Consider the following 16,725-nt stretch of genomic DNA (forward strand, 5'->3'; position numbering starts at 1 on the left):
CAAAAAGTATTATGGGTAAAGGAAGGAGGCCAATAGTATGGGAAATGCTGAACTTTCTCAGGAAAAGGTGGCTAATCAGCCGCGAGGCGGCCTATTCTGGGTCATCCCCGATGGGTATATTCCACCGGAAAGCCGGGGAGAGCTGCTCAGTCATGAGAGTATATGCGTGCTGAATTGTGGGCGCCGCGTGGCAAATCTGAGTATAGACATCTATTTTGAAGACCGCGAACCATTGGAGGGATTGACCGAGATGGTGGAAGGAAGACGAACCCGTCATATCCGAACAGCCTCGTTGGAGAAATCCGGCGAACGGATTCCGACAGGCATTCCTTACGCAATTACGGTCACTAGCGATGTGCCCATCATCGTACAATATAGCAGATTGGACACGACACAGCCGGAATTGGCGTTAATGAGTGTCATGGCGTACCCTATTTAATCCGACGAAGACTAAGAAGTGAAAAAAGAAATCTCTCGGCTGGAATTGCGCAGCTGGGAGATTTCTTTTTTTGCAGGCAATTTAGTATTTATTTTTAGCCTGTTTTTTCTGATTTTGCCGAAGTTGCTTTGATCGGCGTGAAGTTTTTTTGCCCTCCGAAATTGGTACCCAGCACGCCGATAATGATCATCACAGCCCCAACAATGTGATAGTAGGCGAGCTGCTCCTTCAAAATGTAAGCACCGGCAATCATGGAAATGAGGGTGGATAAATTACCGATCACACTCATTTTGGAGGCTTCGATCCACTTCAAGGCAAAGCTCGATAACAGTGAGGTGACGAGGGTAGACAGAATGCCCAGATAAATCAGTGCCATCCAATAACCAGGCTTCACCAGTGGAGCGGTATAGGCGCTCATGGAGCCGTCTATGGCATGATATCCCAGTGCCACCACGTTAAAAACGATACATCCCAAAATAGAGGTAACGTAGGTCAATTCCATGGGGCTGTACTTTTGTGTTAAGGGCCGTGCCAGTACATTATAACCGGATAGGCATATCGCAGAGAGCACGAGCAGAAGAATACCGCCATAGCTATTGGACGCTAGCGGTGCTCCGCTTTTCATTACAAATATAAAAACCACACCAAAGACAGAGAGCAGTAAGGAAATCTTTTGGACTACTGTTGTACGCTCTTTAATAAAATAAGAAGCTAACAGCAACGTAAAGATGGGAACGGTTGCTTGAATAATTCCACCTTCCGATGAAGAAGTGCTCATCAGCCCGAAGGCTTGCAGTGGAAAATACACTAATGGCGAGAGCAGCGCCAGTGGTAAAATGCGCAGAATGTCACGCAATTTGATGTTGAGCTTAATCCAACCAAGCAGCACTGGAACGGTCAAAGCGATAAAAGACAGCGCAAAGCGGTGGGCGATCACATCCAGCGGGCTCGCCTCTGTGACCGTCAATTTTACAAATAAAAATGAAAATCCAAGTATAGCTGCATAGCTGAGAGCTGCCAGATAGGCGGCTCCATTTCTGGAACGACTGTGCATAATAAACCTCCGTAGTCATGACCTTAACCTGTGGTTCTCTCAATATACCCGGATGGCATAACATGATACAATCCATAAAATCTGAAACTGTACGGGTACAGTTGTAAAATAAAAAAAGCCGGAACGAAGTCCCAGAGGTCGAATACCCTTCCCTAAGACTACTTCCAGCTCTTATCAAAATTCATATTCTATCACTTACTGCTGGGTTTACTTCCCTTGTGACATCGCCCGGAACGAATCGTCCGCCGCTTCCAGCGTAGCATCTACATCTTCGTCCGTATGCGCTGTTGTGAGGAACCAGGCTTCGTACTTGGATGGTGCCAGATGAATACCTCGATCCAGCATGTGACGGAAGAAGGATGCGAATGCTTCGCTATCCGTATCCTGCGCCTGTGCGTAATTCGTGATCGGATGATCACAGAAATGCGTCGAGAACGCTCCACGAATACGGTTGATCGTCAATGGCACGCCATAGCGTTCGGCAGAGGACTGAATACCGTCCGTCAGCCTCACAGCCAGACGTTCCATCTCTTCATACACGCCTTCTCCTTGAAGGACTTCAAGGCAGGCGATGCCTGACGAGATGGACGCCGGGTTGCCTGCCATCGTACCCGCCTGATAAGCCGGGCCGAGTGGGGCAACCTGCTCCATGATCTGTTTGCTGCCACCGTAGGCACCAATTGGCAGACCACCACCCATGATTTTGCCCAGCGCGGTCAAATCTGGCTGAATCGCATCATGGTTGTCCAAACCTGCATACGTTTGGGTAGAGCCGAAGTGGAATCGGAATGCGGTAATGACCTCGTCATAAATGACGAGTGAGCCGTTCGCACGCGCCATGGAGCACAACCCTTCCAAATAACCGGGCTGCGGCATAACCATGCCGAAATTACCGACAATAGGCTCGACCATGACTGCCGCCACATCGTCGCTCCAGCGCTCCAAAGCTTGGCGCAACGCGTCGAGGTCATTGAATGGCACAGTAATGACCTCGCTCGCAATGTTGGTTGTAATGCCTGCACTGTCAGGTATGCCCAGTGTAGAAGGTCCAGAGCCAGCAGCTACAAGTACCAGATCCGAGTGACCATGGTAGCAGCCGGCAAATTTGATGATCTTGTTCCGCCCAGTATAAGCCCGTGCCACACGAATCGTCGTCATGACTGCTTCTGTGCCGGAATTCACAAACCGGACCTTGTCCATAGAAGGAATGGCTTCCTTCAGCATCTTGGCCAGTTTGATTTCCAATACCGTTGAGGTTCCGTATAATACGCCGTTCGCGGCCGCTTCGCTGATCGCCTTGGTAATATGGGGGTGAGCATGTCCGGTAATAATAGGGCCGTAGGCCGCCAAATAATCGATATACCGATTATCATCCTCGTCCCAGAAATGAGCACCTTTAGCGCGTTTCATGAATACTGGAGCACCGCCGCCCACAGCTTTAAAGGAACGTGAAGGGCTGTTAACGCCCCCGACAATATGCTCCAGGGCTTCTTTATATAGTGCTTCGGAGTTTTCCCGTTTCATCATCAAAAACTTCCTTTCCGTTCATTAAAATAGGGTATACACACGCCAAAGGGCAGCGTTCACGGCTGCCCCTGCATACATCATTATAGCTCTTTTTGACCTGTCTTTGTTGTTGATTGTTTGGAAGCATTCTCATCACTGGCTTTACTGCCCCCTGTAAAAGAAGCTTTATCCGTCTTGGTAGACGATGCACTGTCTGGCTGTTTTGTTTCGGTCTGATCCTTATTTTGTTCCTGTGTTTGTGTGGGTGGATTATTAAAAATATCCTGCACATACGTTTTCAGTTCTTCCGGATCGCGGACAGTAAGAACTGCCGCGCCGCCCACATTCTCTTCTCCGAGCATCTTCATCGGTGGAACCTGTTCACTGCCTGCAAAGTTGCTTTGGTACCCCACATTCGCCAGCTTCCACATATCGTTAACACTGAGATTTGTGTCGATGTACGGGTTAACCTGCTCTAAAATGTTCGGCAGGTTGGCGATGGAAGTCGTGGTCTGCATTTTCTGGGCTACGGCCTCCAAAAATGCGCGTTGCCGTCCTGATCGGGAGAAGTCGGACATCGCATCGTGGCGGAACCGCACATATTGAAGCGCCGTGTTGCCATCCAGATGCTGCATACCCTTTTTCAAATCAATGTCGTACTGATGTTTATCTGCATTACTTGTATAATGCATATCCTTTTCCACTTCAAAATCAATCCCGCCTACGGCATCCACCAGTTTGATAAAACCCTGGAAATCCGTGTACACATAATATTGCACCGGAATGCCTAACAGATCGCCAGCCGTCTTCATGGCTGTGTTGGGTCCGTGAGTAATGGCGGTATTAATTCGATTTTTTCCGTAACCGGGAATATCCACGTACGTATCACGCAAAATAGAGAACAGGTGGATTTTTTTCTTGACGGGGTCCAGTGACACGACCATCATGCTGTCTGATCGGGGGACTTCCCCTTTCTGGATACCGCGCCCATCGACACCCATTAGCAAAATATTGACCATATCGGTACCTTCCCACTTGGGCGGTTCTGGCGTACGAACCTGATCGACCTGCTTTACATTTTTGAAGGGGGAGTTAGCACCCTCTTTATGCAGATTATCCAGCTGATTATAAATAGATGTAAAATAGTACACGGCAAAGCCGATAATCGCGACGATAACCAGGGCTAGAACCGACCATATCGTCCTTTTGGTTCTGCTTGTCATGGATGCTCTCCCTTTCGCTTTTCAGTTCATTACATTATAATTTCTTTTTGGAGCACAATCAATTTAACTATGGATTTTACAAATCCTGATTGAGAGGTATAACATGCTGGCAATTGATGTGCAGGATCTGCGCAAAACATTTAAGGTTCAAAAAAATCGCGAGGGCCTAAAAGGCGCCTTCCTTGATTTATTCGCCCGCGAATACAACGAGGTGGCCGCGGTCAAAGATATCTCCTTCCGTATTCCACAAGGGGAAATATGCGGTTATATCGGTGAGAACGGCGCTGGAAAATCCACCACGATTAAGATGCTGACAGGTATTCTCGTGCCGACATCGGGACATCTCAAGGTGGGCGGTTATGTCCCCTATGAGGAGCGCGAGAAATTTGTAGGCAACATTGGTGTTGTTTTCGGTCAACGCAGCCAGCTTTGGTGGGACATCGGTGTGATCGAGTCTTTTCAGCTACTGCGGAAAGTATATCAGGTTCCGGCTACTGACTTCAAACGCAGGCTGGATGAGCTGGTGGAGAGGCTGCAATTGCAGGATCTGCTAAGCCGCCCGGTACGCAAGCTTAGTCTCGGGCAACGGATGCGCTGTGAGTTGGTAGCAGCTTTGCTGCACAATCCGTCTATTGTTTTTCTGGACGAGCCGACCATTGGGCTCGATATTATGGTAAAGTCCGAAATCCGCGAGTTTCTAAAGGACATGAACCGGGATTACGGTACGACTATTTTGCTGACAACCCATGATTTGCAGGATATTGAAGCGCTGTGCTCGCGCGTCATTATGCTGGATGATGGGAATATCATCTATGATGGTGGTCTTGAGGATCTGAAGGCGCGTTGGGGTACAGGTCGAGAAGTACGGTTCCAGTTCGGCACATCGACCCAATTGGAGCAATTACAGGCATGGACTGCTGATATGCCATTGGCTTGGACGGTGGATAATGATTTGGCTGCCAAGGTATGGATTCCTCTTCATATTAATGTATCGGATGTGCTCGCTTGCGTAGTCGGTCGCACGGACATTACGGATATCAAAATCATTGAAACCAACACGGATGATATCGTCCGCAGTATCTATCAGTCTGGCTCGGCTGAACGCCAGGGCAATCCGGTAGTGGAGGCCAAAGTTCATGCTTAGCGTATACACCGATTTTATTCGTATCCGATTTCTCACGATGCTGGCTTATCGTGTGAACTATTATTCAGGAATCCTTATTTATTGCATGAATATTGGCGTGTATTATTTCACATACAAAGCGATATATGGCGATGCGGGTAGCATTGGAGGCTTTACCGCTGCTCAGATGACGACGTATGTAGCCGTATCGTGGATGGCGAGAGCCTTTTATTTTAACAATCTGGATCGCGAGATATCGACGGATATTCGTGATGGAAGCATTGCAATTCAGATGATCCGACCTTATAACTATGTACTTGTTAAATTTATGCAAGGACTCGGCGAGGGAATGTTTCGTTTTCTGTTGTTTATGATTCCAGGTATGGCGATTGCGTTGCTGCTATTTCCGGTGAAACTTCCCACGGATCCGGTAGCCTGGGTTGGTTTTCTGGTCATGCTTTTTTTTAGCTTTATGATCAACACTCAGATTAATATTATTACGGGATTAACGGCCTTTTTTATCGAAAATAATGAGGGCATGATGCGTATGAAGCGCGTAGTTGTAGATCTGTTTTCCGGGTTGATTTTGCCAATCAGTTTGTTCCCAGGCTGGCTGGCGACAATCGCCCAATGGATGCCGTTTCAGGCGATTACCTATTTGCCGGGCTCTGTATTTACGGGACGTGTAAAAGGCGTTGGCATTTGGAATGTACTGGGTATCCAAATCATTTGGCTGGTCGTTCTGCTCGTGCCGATGATCATCATTTGGCGACTGGCGCGCAGACGTCTGTTCGTGCAGGGAGGGTAAGCCGATGATGTACTATTTGGGTCTCATTAGCGAATATTTAAAAAATTACATGAAGTCACGGCTCACCTATCGGGCCGACTTTTGGGTAGAAGTGATTTCAGATCTGCTGTTTCAGGCCACGAATCTTATTTTTATCCTGGTTATTTTTATGCACACAGACAGTTTGGGTGGCTGGAGTGAAAATGAAGTCGTGTTCGTTTATGGATTTTTCATGGTTCCTTACGGACTATTCAGCTGTTTCGTCAACCTTTGGAACTTTAGCGAGCGTTATATTGTAAAAGGTGAACTCGACCGGGTAATGACCCGTCCTGCGTATAATCTGTTCCAGATTTTCCTTGAAAATGTGGACCCGCCCGCACTGGTCGGCTCAGTGATCGGTCTGATTATTATGGGGATCAGCGGGGCACAGATGGACTTGGCTATGGAGTGGTGGTTCATACCGGCGCTGATCATTTTGAGCCTAAGTGCCGTGGCGATCTATACGGGGATATACACCATATTGACTTCCCTTTCGTTTTTTTCGGATGCGCCGACAGGAATTATTCCGCTCATGTACAATATTCAGGGCTACGGACGTTATCCAGTAACGATCTATAACCGAGCCATTCAGGTTGTGCTGACTTGGATACTACCGTTTGCTTTTGTTGGCGTATATCCAGCCTCCCTGTTCCTTCACCGAGAGGACATGCGCCATATGGCGCTCTTAACTCCTGTGATGGGAATTGTCTTTCTGACCTTGGGCTTACTGGCATGGAACTGGGGAATTCGCCGCTACAGAGGGGCAGGCTCATAGGTCAGGTTATATAAGAACCCCCACAAGATAGGAGATGATGAGATGTCCGCGGCATTTACCGTTATTGGACAAGCGGCACCGGATTTTGAATTGCCTGGGAGTGAAGGAAAGAGTGTCAAGCTGTCTGATTATCGAGGCAATAGGGTGTTGCTGTATTTCTATCCCAAGGATTTGACCTCTAGCTGCTCGACCCAGGCTTGTGATTTTCGGGATAAACATACGGAGTTTGAAGGCTTGAACACGGTGATTTTGGGGATAAGCCCAGATCCACTCAAGCAGCATGACAAGTTTATTGCAAAGTATGGACTCCCTTTTCAGTTGTTATCTGATGAAGAGCATCAGGTCGCTGAGACGTATGGTGTATGGCAGCAAAAACAGATGTACGGCAAACAGTACATGGGTATTGTTCGGTCTACGTTCCTTATTGATGAAAATGGAATTTTAGTTCATGAATGGCGTGGTTTAAGGGTGAAAGGGCATATTGATGCTGCGCTGGCATACATTCAGGATATGGCCTAAGTGAAGAACAAAAAACCTTTTGGAATCGGATTATGCTTCTTTAAGCATCGGTTTCAAAAGGTTTTTGTTAATTTTTGGATATGTTCTGTCGATGCTTCCACCTTTGCTTGCAGAGATAAACACCCCATAAAACAAGCGGAATGATCAAGCCGTTTGTATAATGCCAGGTAGACATGGGATAAACAAGAGTTCTTACATAATAAAACACATTTGGGGTTATCAAAATGGTCATGCCAAACACAAGCGCTCCTACGGGGATGACAAAGGGGCGGATATTAGAAACTCGGAATAGCTGGGTTGTTCCGAAAGTAAACGCGTAAAAGAAAAGAACACCTTTGAAATAGGCAGCAAGTGCCCAGGTTAAAGCAACAAGCGATTCAACGCGTGTAATATAATTCAATTCATTAATTTTTGTCGTGAGTACAGAAGAAATGTATGGACTGTAATTGGTCACAAAGGGCCCAATCACAAGAAGGGAGAGCAGCAGAAACAGGCTAATCACGATTCCGCCTATAAGGGAAGCAAGCAACATGTCCTTTTTAAAATGGGCTTTTTTGTTTACATAAGGAAAAACCATGAGCATAATAGACATTTCGGCAAAAGGCATAGCCGTGCCTGGAACCATTCCTTTAGCAACAGGAGCTAACCCGTTTTCCAAAACAGGCCGTACATTAGAAAGCTGGATTTGTGGCAGGAGTCCAAGGATCAGACCAGAGAAGATTAATATATATGCTGGTAATAGCATCTCGCTAACACGACCGAAAGCTTCAATTCCCATTAGCGCAGTAAGCACCATTAGGGATATTCCCATAGCGAGCAGGACACGCAGAGGGGTTTGTACAAATAACTGATTATTCAGGAAATCGCCTACCTCTCTAGCAATAAGAGCGGTGTTCATTAAAAAATAAAACAAATACCAGCAGGAGACAATGGTTCCGAATACGGGCCCGAAAATTTTACGGATCGCTTCAATAAGTGTAAGGCCCGGGTAGAGTTCATGAACACGAAGGAGCACGTAAATAATAATTAAACCTAACGGTATGGACAGTATAGAGCTGATCCAGGCATCCTGATGAGCAATATGTGTAATCATAGTCGGATAAATTAAGAGCATATCCCCGATTAAACACATAAACATAAGGACAGTCACTTGCCGAACACTGATACGTTCTTTTTTTGACATTTGTGGCTGCCTCCCTTCTAAAAGCCAAATACATGTGACACAAAAGCGTTAACAGGGTTATAGATGATTTCAATCAGAACCAGCGGGCTTGGCGTAACCTCTGATTTGGCCGCAAGGACACTAAGCCATGTGCCTAATCCGAGCATAATGATGTACACGAACATATCCTTAAAGCGATGCTTTCGGTACAAGCCTGGCAAATCTTTGGCAGCAATGGCTAGAGCGATACAGATAATAATAGTGGTAATCAGCATGTCGATGCTCCTTCCTTTGAGGGTGAGGCTCAACTAGATCCCAGGCTATGATTGCCTTTCGATCTCAACTTGTATACGACAAACAGCAGTAAAGGCAGGATAACGGAATCCGTCAAATCCCAATAAATCCAAGCGTGGACGATCGTATCCAGATAATAAGTAATGTTGGGTGCCGAGACGATAATCAGACCAAATAGGATCATAAAGCTGGGGCCCAGAAAGGTCCGTACATTGTCTAATCGCAGTAGCTGAGTCATTCCTAAGGTAAAGGCATAGAAGTGTAAAATGGTTTTAACAAAGGTAGTGATAATCCAGGCTATGCTCATCATGGATTCAACTCTCTGTAAGAAATTTCCTATATTGATTTTTTTAGATAGTGTATAAGAGGTATACACACTATGTTCGGTTACAAAAGGGCCCAGAACCATGAGAGAAACCAAGAGTAGTACGCTTAACAGAACGCTAGCAGTAAGTCCGGCTAGCAAAACTGATTTTTTTAGACCCGGTTTTTTGCTCACATAGGGAAAAATCATGAGTAAAAAAGCTAATTCTCCGAATGGATAGGACAGTGCAAATAGGCTGCCTTCCATAATCTTGGGAATACCTTGCTCCAGCATAGGCTTAAGCTGCTGACTTTCACATTGGGGAAGCAAGCACAGGATTAAAAACAAAGTGAAAGCCAAGCATAATGGTAATAAGATTTGAGCCGTACGCGCAATAGGCTCCAATCCCATATACATCCCCCACATAAGCGCAAGAATTAAGAGTAAATTGATAACAGGCAGAGGCGTCATAACATAAGTCTGGCTGTTCATAAAATCCCCGACCTCTCTTAAATAAATCGCGGAATTCATCAATAAGTGGAACAAATACCATATCGAGATGAGGGCGCCTAGCCACGGACCCAGAATTCGCTGGCAGAGTTGAATAAAGGTGAGATCAGGATACAGCTGATGTACCCGCAGGAGTAGCAGTAATACAGCCAATCCTGCTGGGATACTTAGGAATGAGCTGATCCAGGCATCCTGCTTGGATATGCTTGTAATGAGGGAGGGATACACCAATACGCAGTCTCCGATAATACTCAAAAATACGAGTACGGCTATATTTCTGATGCTGATACGCCCTTTCTCCTCCACCCAGCTCACTCCTTCATTTGTTTTTGGAATGATTCAAACAAGGAACCAATTTTTTTAATCTTTGTCTGTGCCTTATATTCAATCTGTAAGTCCATAAATGGATTTTCTTTTTCTTCTTTTAGTCTTTTCCAAAGCTCGGGTTTGGACTGGTGAATCAGCTGACCAAAGCCGAAAATGTCTGACTTAAATTCATGTCGAACGGTCTCTACGGAATGTTTCATAATTTCAACAATTTTTTCATTGCTTGCGGCTTCAATTTCTTTAATATCGTCCATACTGTCTAGCTTCATATGCTGGCAGTTGACTTCTCGTACTGTGCTGTTGTTGGTAACGGATATGGAGATAACAGGTTCTCCATCACGAATGATTACTTTTTTTTGAGTGTCGCTACTCAAGGTTAATAGGGCAATGTTACCCCCACCCTGACAATCGGTGTGCCCCGTTGTAGACTCCACTTTATCACTGATGTAACTGAGCCCTTTACTGTCAAGGTCATTGATCCATCCCAGCAATCGGTCTTTTTTGAATACACCATTACCCGAAAACCGCAATATGGTTCCAGGCGATATGCTTTTGGTGGCATCCATACCTTTTTCATTGGACGACTCTATATCTCCCACAGCTTCCAATGCGGGCAGAGTGGACTGGATGTCGGGATTAACCAGATTGCTAAGAAGTTGATCCATGGTTACTTTGGTGGCAGGAGCCCAGGTTTTGGTTAAGGTATCTAACGAAGCAAATAATTTATTTGCCGGCAACTTTTCCAATGGGGTTGGGATCTTTAACATCGTAGAAGCCTTGTTATTCTTGGCTATCGCAATATAAAAGTCACTTCTTGTAAAAGGCTCTCGCATCATGGCTTCAATCGCATCAGCAATCCCTTTTCTCGCATACTCCTCACCTAAAATCAGCATACGAATATGAGATAAATAAATGGAGCGCGGACTTGTATTCGTCATTTTTTCAATGGCCTCTTGAATCGTGGGTGCAGTGGCCTGATAAGTAACGACTGGAGAGCCTGCACTTGGTGAAGATTTGGAAGCTACAGCAGAAGGAATGACCACCTGAGCGGTTACCTGATACTGGTCTCCTTCCATATCCACCCCGATCCCAATAGCGATGCCTAGCTCATTTAATTCCGTGCGATCCCAGCAACCACCTAACAGTAATGCAATCAGTCCCCAGACGAAGAACAAATGTATGGTCTGCTTCATCGTTGATCCCTTCTGGTTTTAGATTTATTGCCGATCCGTCTTTTTTTCGTTTTTTGGCGGATCGTATTTTGGGTAGAGATGGATTGAGGACGCTTCGTCATATGAGGCCAGGGTAAGCGAAACAGCGTATCTTTCATATCGCTTTCCACATAGGGACCGAACGGACTCATGTAAGATACTCCAAAGGATCTCAGACTGGTCAAGTGTAGCAAAAGTACGATTAACCCCATCAATATTCCAAGAAGCCCAAAGGCTGCGGCTAGCATCATTAAGGCGAAGCGTATAATACGAACCGCTATCGACAGGCCGTTTTCTGGAATAACATAGCTGGAGATCGCTGTGATTGAGACAATAATGACCATAGCCGCCGAGACCACTCCTGCTTCTACAGCCGCTTGTCCAATGACCAGCGTGCCTACAATGGAGACAGCTTGTCCGACAGTCTTGGGAATACGCACCCCGGCTTCACGCAAAATTTCATAGGTGATTTCCATAAGCATCGCCTCGACAAAAGCCGGAAACGGTACGCCTTCCCTTTGTGCAGCGAGACTGACCAATAAGTTTGTAGGAATCATCTCTTGATGAAAGGTAGTTACCGCAATATAAACTGCCGGCGCAAGCAAAGCGATAAAAAAGGCAAAGAAACGCAGCAAACGCAGCAAAGTGCTGATGTCAGCACGCTGGTAATAATCCTCTGCCGACTGGAAAAATTGAACGAACAATGCGGGTATCAACAGTACAAAGGGGGTCCCGTCCACCAAGATAGCGATTCGGCCCTCCAACAGGCTGGCAGCGACCGAATCCGGGCGCTCGCTGCTATAAATGGTGGGAAATGGGGTGAAGGATTCATCCTGAATTTCCTCTTCGATGTAACCCCCTTCCAAAATTCCGTCAATATCAATTCGGTCCAAACGTTCTCTCAGTTCCTGAATAACCCCTTCGTCAGCAATTCCTTTGATATACATCACGGACACATTGGTATGAGTGACTTGACCGATCTGTCTTGTTTCCATCCACAGGCGCGGATCGCGGATTCGCCTACGAATTAGAGCGGTATTGGTACGTAAATTTTCGGTAAAAGCCTCCATTGGACCCCGTACGACACTTTGGGATTGGGGTTCGCTAACACTGCGATCCTCCCAACCGACCGCATCAATCCATATGCCCTTTGCGTATCCGTCCAGCAAAATGATAATACCGCCAGATAGCATCTGGTTGAATAAGGCATCCATTTCGTCCACACTACCTGAGTTACCTGCAATCAAAACTTGATTCTTCAAATAGTCGAATGGTTCTGCGCCCTCCGGTACATGATGTTCATTTACTCGCATCAATGAACGGAGAACGGAATCATGGAGCAATTGAGTGTTGATCAGACCATCAATATAAAATAGAGCTGCTGGCCATTTTTGCATCCATAATAGCTCTTTAATGATTACATCTCCGCTGTTTCCAAAGGAGCTTTCGATATGATTCACATTATCCTTCAAGTTAGAGGACACATGAGTAAGTGGACAACTTTTATTCTGATTTGGCATACGTAAAATCCTCCGATATTGGAGTTTGTTGGCTTAGTATGCTCTTAATATATGAATTTATGCCTTGCGATTATAGAGCGATTTTTATAAATTAGATATGTAACTAATTAGATTGATATATAATAAATGAATCCTAAGTATCGGAGTTGATTAAAATGGTAGATAGGCAATACAGGAAGTTATTTGCCGCAGGTATCATTAACGGAATAGGAGACCGATTCTGTCAGATCGCTTTGTTGGCTTTAATTTATCGGCTTACCGGTTCGGGATTCAGTGTGGGTATCATGCTGGGATTGCGGATGATTCCTTTTTTAGTCCTGTCACCTGCGGCGGGCGTGCTTATTACCCGTATATCCCGGCAAGTGCTTATGATGACTACGGATCTCTTCAGAGGCTTGGCAGCCCTTGTCTTTTTAAGTATTCATAGTCCTGAGGACATATGGATCATTTATGGAGTCAGTACCCTGCTAGCCTGCGGAGAAGCTTTGTATGCTCCTGCTCGTAAATCGTCCATTCCGCTGCTTGTTCATCCCTCCGAATTATTGAAGGTGAACAGTCTTGAGCAGGTGATGAGCGGGCTGGTGCTGGTTGTTGGTGCTGCTGCCGGAGGCATCATATCTGCTCTCTTTGGACCACAAGCTGCATTTATATTGAACGCAGCAAGTTTTTTTGCCGCAGCTATGATCGTTCGCAATATTGCATTTCCACCTGTCATGAAGGAGAAAATAAGCAGGGAGGATTCCTATGTTAAAACACATCAAACTCCTTCGCTGTTAGATTCAAACCGGAGCAGATCACGAATGTTGGACTGTATCCTTTCATCTGTTCCTCTCCAGGTTGTTATTGCATTTGAGTTGCTGGTTCCTATGCTCAATGGCATTGATAATGTTCTGATTAGTGTATATGCAGTGCAGGAATTCAGGCTGGGCGATGCCGGGATCGGATTGTTTTACGCCGCTTTGGGCGCGGGTCTGGTTGCCAGCTATGCAATAGGACATTTATTCAGTGGTTCTTTGTTGAAGGGAGGACTGGTATGCCTTTTGTTGGAGGGAATTTTACTTATGGGATTAAGCGGTATTTATCACGCATGGGCGGCGGTTGCTATTTACTTCTTAATTTCGTTGGCTGGCGGGGTAGGGGCCATTTGTCTGGATACATTATTAATGCGGGAGACCCCATTGTATTTACAGGGTCCATTGTTGGGCATGCTGACGGCGTGGAGCCAAGGTATCATCGGACTGTCTATGTTTGGAGCAGGGGTGGCGATTGAAATGATGGAGCCGCGTATGCTGGGTTTGGCTGGAGGTGCGGGGTTTATTGTGATATCTATCGTGATTTTGATGTATTATGCAAGGACTCGTAGCCGCAAGGCAGCATGAGTGTGATTACTTCGTGTCATCCTTGTTGCTGGTTTTCACCGATTTTTCGGATTTGCGTAGCGAGCTAAATAGGAAGCTTCTCCACCGGTAAATAATATACAGCAGGATTATGAACCCAACGACTCCCGCAATTCGCAGTGCATACAGCTCTACCAAATGGAAAATGGCATCCCATTGGGGACCAAACAGCTTGCCGATGCTTAGAAAGAGGATGACCCAGAATAAAGCGCCGCTGTAAGCATATAAGACAAATTTACGGAAAGAAAGAGCAATAATTCCGGCAAAATAACCGGTAAAATGCCTGACACCGGGGATGAAATATCCAAGGAAAATAAGCCAGTATCCATATCGTTGAAACCATTTTTGTGTTTTCTGAAGCTTGTCCGGCGATAACAAAACCCATTTACCATATTTCTGAATAAAGGGGAGTCCAGCCCACTTTCCGATAAAGTAGGTAATAGTCATACCGATGGTTGTGCCCAAAAAAGCTAGCAGCATCAGTTTACCGAAGTCAAGGGTACCGGCATAGGAGAGATATCCCGCATAAGCCATGGTGGTTTCCCCGGGAAATGGTAAAGCAATAAACTCAAGCAGCAAGCCGAAAAAAAGGACGCCGTAGCCGTATTCTTCGAACAATTGCGCGATCCACTTCAGCACATCCATCGTTTACACTCCTACGAACAGATTGAGTATTTTAGAATCAATTCATTTTAACAATCTTTTCATGCCCGCTCAACTCCGGTTGAATTCTTGACGTCTTGTTTTATCGTTGCGTATAATGAAACGAACAATTGAGGGAGGCACGGTAATGAATAAGCCTAATGAAATCGTTGTAGTTCTCGACTTTGGAGGACAATACAACCAGTTAATCGCAAGAAGAATTCGGGATCTCGGTGTATATAGCGAGCTCCTTCCATACAATACTCCTGCGGAGAAGCTGAGAGAGCTGGCGCCAAAAGGGATTGTTTTCTCAGGCGGACCTTCCAGCGTATATACAGACAATGCTCCTCAGGTGGATCGGGCAATTTATGACCTGGGCATTCCTATCTTTGGTATTTGTTATGGCATGCAGCTGATGGCTCACCAACTGGATGGTAAGGTAGAACGTGCGGGCAAGCGTGAGTATGGTAAAGCAGACGTGCAATTCAATCAGGATGCCCGCTTGGCTAAAGGACTGGATTCTCGTCAAACCGTATGGATGAGCCATGGGGATCACGTTACGGATCTGCCAACCGGCTTTACACTGGATGCAGGAACAGAGAGTGCGCCGATTGCCGCGATGAGTAACCTGGAGCGGAATCTGTATGCTGTGCAATTCCATCCAGAGGTACGTCATTCCGTTCAAGGTAACGAGATGATCAGCAACTTCCTTTATGAAGTGTGCGGTTGTGAAGGCAACTGGACTATGGAATCGTTCATTGAAGATCAGATTCGTGAGATTCGTCAACAGGTTGGCGACAAGAAAGTATTGTGTGCCTTAAGCGGTGGCGTGGATTCTTCCGTTGTAGCGATGCTTATTCATAAAGCGATCGGTGACCAACTGACGTGTATGTTCATTGACCATGGATTGCTGCGCAAAGGTGAAGCCGAAAGTGTAATGGAGACGTTCGTTGGTAAATTTGATATGAAAGTTGTCAAAATTGACGCACGTGAGCGCTTCTTGTCCAAGCTGGCAGGAGTCGATGATCCGGAACAAAAACGTAAAATCATCGGTAACGAGTTTATCTATGTGTTCGAGGAAGAATCTTCTCAATTCGACGATTTTACTTTCCTGGCACAAGGTACGCTGTATACGGATATTGTAGAGAGCGGAACTGCAACGGCACAGACCATTAAATCCCATCATAATGTGGGTGGTTTGCCGGAGAACATGAAGTTCAAGCTAATCGAGCCGTTGAATGCCCTGTTCAAGGACGAAGTGCGTAAAGTCGGCGAAGAATGCGGACTGCCAGCTGAGATTGTATGGCGTCAACCATTCCCAGGTCCGGGTCTTGCCATTCGTGTGCTGGGTGAAGTGACAGAGGACAAGCTAACCATTGTTCGTGAATCGGATTACATTTTGCGCGAGGAGATTGCTAAAGCCGGTCTGGACCGGGAAATCTGGCAATACTTCACCGCTTTGCCGAATATGAAGAGTGTTGGCGTTATGGGCGATGCTCGTACGTATTCTTACACTGTAGGTATTCGTGCAGTAACCTCCATCGACGGTATGACTGCTGACTGGGCACGTATTCCTTGGGATGTGCTGGAGAAAATCTCCGTTCGTATCGTAAACGAAGTGGATAACGTGAATCGTATCGTGTACGATATTACTTCCAAACCACCAGCAACGATTGAGTGGGAATAAACGCGGGAACTCCCGCCCTGTAACCACGAACCTTTAAGATTTACCAATACAACATCAAGACTCCTCCGTATCGGCGAAGTATCGCTATGCGGTTGGAGTCTTTTTTACGGGGGCAAGCAAGGACGGGATATGAAGTCATTTGTTGTTGCAAAACGGAATATGAAGTTGAAAAAAGGAGATATTATTCAATGGTAATGTATCTCCTT

Annotated in this window: 16 protein-coding genes; 7 read left to right on the forward strand and 9 right to left on the reverse strand. The window is 46.0% G+C overall.

Going from position 1 to position 16,725, the window contains the following annotated elements; translation table 11 throughout:
- Positions 1-37 precede the first annotated feature (37 nt).
- Entirely contained in the window at positions 38-439 is a 402-nt protein-coding gene (locus MKY75_RS03735) for a sensory rhodopsin transducer (protein WP_340884353.1), read from the forward strand.
- Between the two features lie 94 nt (positions 440-533).
- On the opposite strand, the gene MKY75_RS03740 is transcribed toward MKY75_RS03735, so the two are convergent.
- From MKY75_RS03740 to MKY75_RS03750, 3 genes are all read right to left on the reverse strand, one after another.
- The gene (locus MKY75_RS03740; protein ID WP_318627563.1) at positions 534-1,493 is read right to left on the reverse strand and encodes a DMT family transporter; all 960 of its coding nucleotides are present in this window, start codon (positions 1,491-1,493) and stop codon (positions 534-536) included.
- A 207-nt stretch (positions 1,494-1,700) separates the two neighbouring features.
- Positions 1,701-3,017 (reverse strand): glutamate-1-semialdehyde 2,1-aminomutase, encoded by a 1,317-nt coding sequence (locus MKY75_RS03745; protein WP_025722139.1) that lies wholly within the window; start codon positions 3,015-3,017, stop codon positions 1,701-1,703.
- Between the two features lie 83 nt (positions 3,018-3,100).
- On the reverse strand, positions 3,101-4,222 hold the full coding sequence (locus MKY75_RS03750) for an LCP family protein (RefSeq protein WP_165150773.1): 1,122 nt from the start codon (positions 4,220-4,222) through the stop codon (positions 3,101-3,103).
- A 103-nt stretch (positions 4,223-4,325) separates the two neighbouring features.
- On the opposite strand from MKY75_RS03750, the gene MKY75_RS03755 reads away from it, so the two are divergent.
- From MKY75_RS03755 to bcp, 4 genes are read left to right on the forward strand one after another with little or no spacing between them, the layout of a single operon-like run.
- The gene (locus MKY75_RS03755; RefSeq protein ID WP_165150775.1) at positions 4,326-5,366 is read left to right on the forward strand and encodes an ABC transporter ATP-binding protein; all 1,041 of its coding nucleotides are present in this window, start codon (positions 4,326-4,328) and stop codon (positions 5,364-5,366) included.
- On the forward strand, positions 5,359-6,153 hold the full coding sequence (locus MKY75_RS03760) for an ABC transporter permease (protein WP_025718034.1): 795 nt from the start codon (positions 5,359-5,361) through the stop codon (positions 6,151-6,153). Before MKY75_RS03755 ends, MKY75_RS03760 begins: the two co-directional genes overlap by 8 nt.
- Before the next feature lie 4 nt (positions 6,154-6,157).
- Positions 6,158-6,946 (forward strand): ABC transporter permease, encoded by a 789-nt coding sequence (locus MKY75_RS03765; RefSeq protein WP_025718032.1) that lies wholly within the window; start codon positions 6,158-6,160, stop codon positions 6,944-6,946.
- Positions 6,947-6,988: 42 nt separating this feature from the next.
- Positions 6,989-7,465 (forward strand): thioredoxin-dependent thiol peroxidase, encoded by a 477-nt coding sequence (gene bcp / locus MKY75_RS03770; protein ID WP_165150777.1) that lies wholly within the window; start codon positions 6,989-6,991, stop codon positions 7,463-7,465.
- A gap of 67 nt (positions 7,466-7,532) precedes the next feature.
- On the opposite strand, the gene MKY75_RS03775 is transcribed toward bcp, so the two are convergent.
- From MKY75_RS03775 to MKY75_RS03795, 5 genes are read right to left on the reverse strand one after another with little or no spacing between them, the layout of a single operon-like run.
- Positions 7,533-8,648 carry a GerAB/ArcD/ProY family transporter gene (locus MKY75_RS03775; RefSeq protein ID WP_165150779.1) on the reverse strand — a complete coding sequence of 372 codons (1,116 nt, stop codon included), beginning with the start codon at positions 8,646-8,648 and terminating at the stop codon, positions 7,533-7,535.
- A 17-nt stretch (positions 8,649-8,665) separates the two neighbouring features.
- Positions 8,666-8,902 (reverse strand): hypothetical protein, encoded by a 237-nt coding sequence (locus MKY75_RS03780; protein WP_025718028.1) that lies wholly within the window; start codon positions 8,900-8,902, stop codon positions 8,666-8,668.
- Between the two features lie 29 nt (positions 8,903-8,931).
- Positions 8,932-10,041: a GerAB/ArcD/ProY family transporter gene (locus MKY75_RS03785; protein ID WP_165150781.1), complete on the reverse strand. Its 1,110-nt coding sequence runs from the start codon at positions 10,039-10,041 to the stop codon at positions 8,932-8,934.
- Between the two features lie 5 nt (positions 10,042-10,046).
- Positions 10,047-11,255, reverse strand: coding sequence for a Ger(x)C family spore germination protein (locus MKY75_RS03790; protein WP_165150783.1), 1,209 nt, complete (start codon positions 11,253-11,255; stop codon positions 10,047-10,049).
- Complete coding sequence (locus MKY75_RS03795; RefSeq protein ID WP_165150785.1) at positions 11,252-12,793, reverse strand: spore germination protein; 1,542 nt, start codon at positions 12,791-12,793, stop codon at positions 11,252-11,254. Before MKY75_RS03795 ends, MKY75_RS03790 begins: the two co-directional genes overlap by 4 nt.
- 155 nt (positions 12,794-12,948) lie before the next feature.
- Here MKY75_RS03795 and MKY75_RS03800 point away from each other — a divergent pair, with 155 nt between their 5' ends.
- Positions 12,949-14,172, forward strand: coding sequence for an MFS transporter (locus MKY75_RS03800; protein ID WP_340884355.1), 1,224 nt, complete (start codon positions 12,949-12,951; stop codon positions 14,170-14,172).
- Positions 14,173-14,178: 6 nt separating this feature from the next.
- Here the strand turns inward: MKY75_RS03800 and MKY75_RS03805 are convergent, their stop codons facing one another.
- Positions 14,179-14,835, reverse strand: coding sequence for a DedA family protein (locus MKY75_RS03805; protein ID WP_039270692.1), 657 nt, complete (start codon positions 14,833-14,835; stop codon positions 14,179-14,181).
- Positions 14,836-14,980: 145 nt separating this feature from the next.
- Between MKY75_RS03805 and guaA the strand changes: the two genes are divergently transcribed.
- A complete protein-coding gene (gene guaA / locus MKY75_RS03810; protein WP_013308777.1) occupies positions 14,981-16,519 on the forward strand; it encodes a glutamine-hydrolyzing GMP synthase in 1,539 nt (512 codons plus the stop codon).
- Positions 16,520-16,725: the final 206 nt, after the last annotated feature.

Source organism: Paenibacillus sp. FSL L8-0663, from assembly GCF_038008125.1.
In the GTDB taxonomy this organism is placed as follows: Bacteria; Bacillota; Bacilli; order Paenibacillales; family Paenibacillaceae; genus Paenibacillus; species Paenibacillus polymyxa_D.

Excerpts from the sequence above, each read along its gene's own strand:
- MKY75_RS03740 (WP_318627563.1), bottom strand. The coding sequence starts at position 1,493 with ATGCACAGTCGTTCCAGAAATGGAGCCGCCTATCTGGCAGCTCTCAGC.
- MKY75_RS03765 (WP_025718032.1), top strand. The coding sequence starts at position 6,158 with ATGATGTACTATTTGGGTCTCATTAGCGAATATTTAAAAAATTACATG.
- MKY75_RS03755 (WP_165150775.1), top strand. The coding sequence starts at position 4,326 with ATGCTGGCAATTGATGTGCAGGATCTGCGCAAAACATTTAAGGTTCAA.
- MKY75_RS03750 (WP_165150773.1), bottom strand. The coding sequence starts at position 4,222 with ATGACAAGCAGAACCAAAAGGACGATATGGTCGGTTCTAGCCCTGGTT.
- MKY75_RS03800 (WP_340884355.1), top strand. The coding sequence starts at position 12,949 with ATGGTAGATAGGCAATACAGGAAGTTATTTGCCGCAGGTATCATTAAC.
- MKY75_RS03775 (WP_165150779.1), bottom strand. The coding sequence starts at position 8,648 with ATGTCAAAAAAAGAACGTATCAGTGTTCGGCAAGTGACTGTCCTTATG.
- guaA (WP_013308777.1), top strand. The coding sequence starts at position 14,981 with ATGAATAAGCCTAATGAAATCGTTGTAGTTCTCGACTTTGGAGGACAA.
- MKY75_RS03805 (WP_039270692.1), bottom strand. The coding sequence starts at position 14,835 with ATGGATGTGCTGAAGTGGATCGCGCAATTGTTCGAAGAATACGGCTAC.
- MKY75_RS03745 (WP_025722139.1), bottom strand. The coding sequence starts at position 3,017 with ATGAAACGGGAAAACTCCGAAGCACTATATAAAGAAGCCCTGGAGCAT.
- MKY75_RS03780 (WP_025718028.1), bottom strand. The coding sequence starts at position 8,902 with ATGCTGATTACCACTATTATTATCTGTATCGCTCTAGCCATTGCTGCC.
- bcp (WP_165150777.1), top strand. The coding sequence starts at position 6,989 with ATGTCCGCGGCATTTACCGTTATTGGACAAGCGGCACCGGATTTTGAA.
- MKY75_RS03735 (WP_340884353.1), top strand. The coding sequence starts at position 38 with ATGGGAAATGCTGAACTTTCTCAGGAAAAGGTGGCTAATCAGCCGCGA.
- MKY75_RS03790 (WP_165150783.1), bottom strand. The coding sequence starts at position 11,255 with ATGAAGCAGACCATACATTTGTTCTTCGTCTGGGGACTGATTGCATTA.
- MKY75_RS03795 (WP_165150785.1), bottom strand. The coding sequence starts at position 12,793 with ATGCCAAATCAGAATAAAAGTTGTCCACTTACTCATGTGTCCTCTAAC.
- MKY75_RS03760 (WP_025718034.1), top strand. The coding sequence starts at position 5,359 with ATGCTTAGCGTATACACCGATTTTATTCGTATCCGATTTCTCACGATG.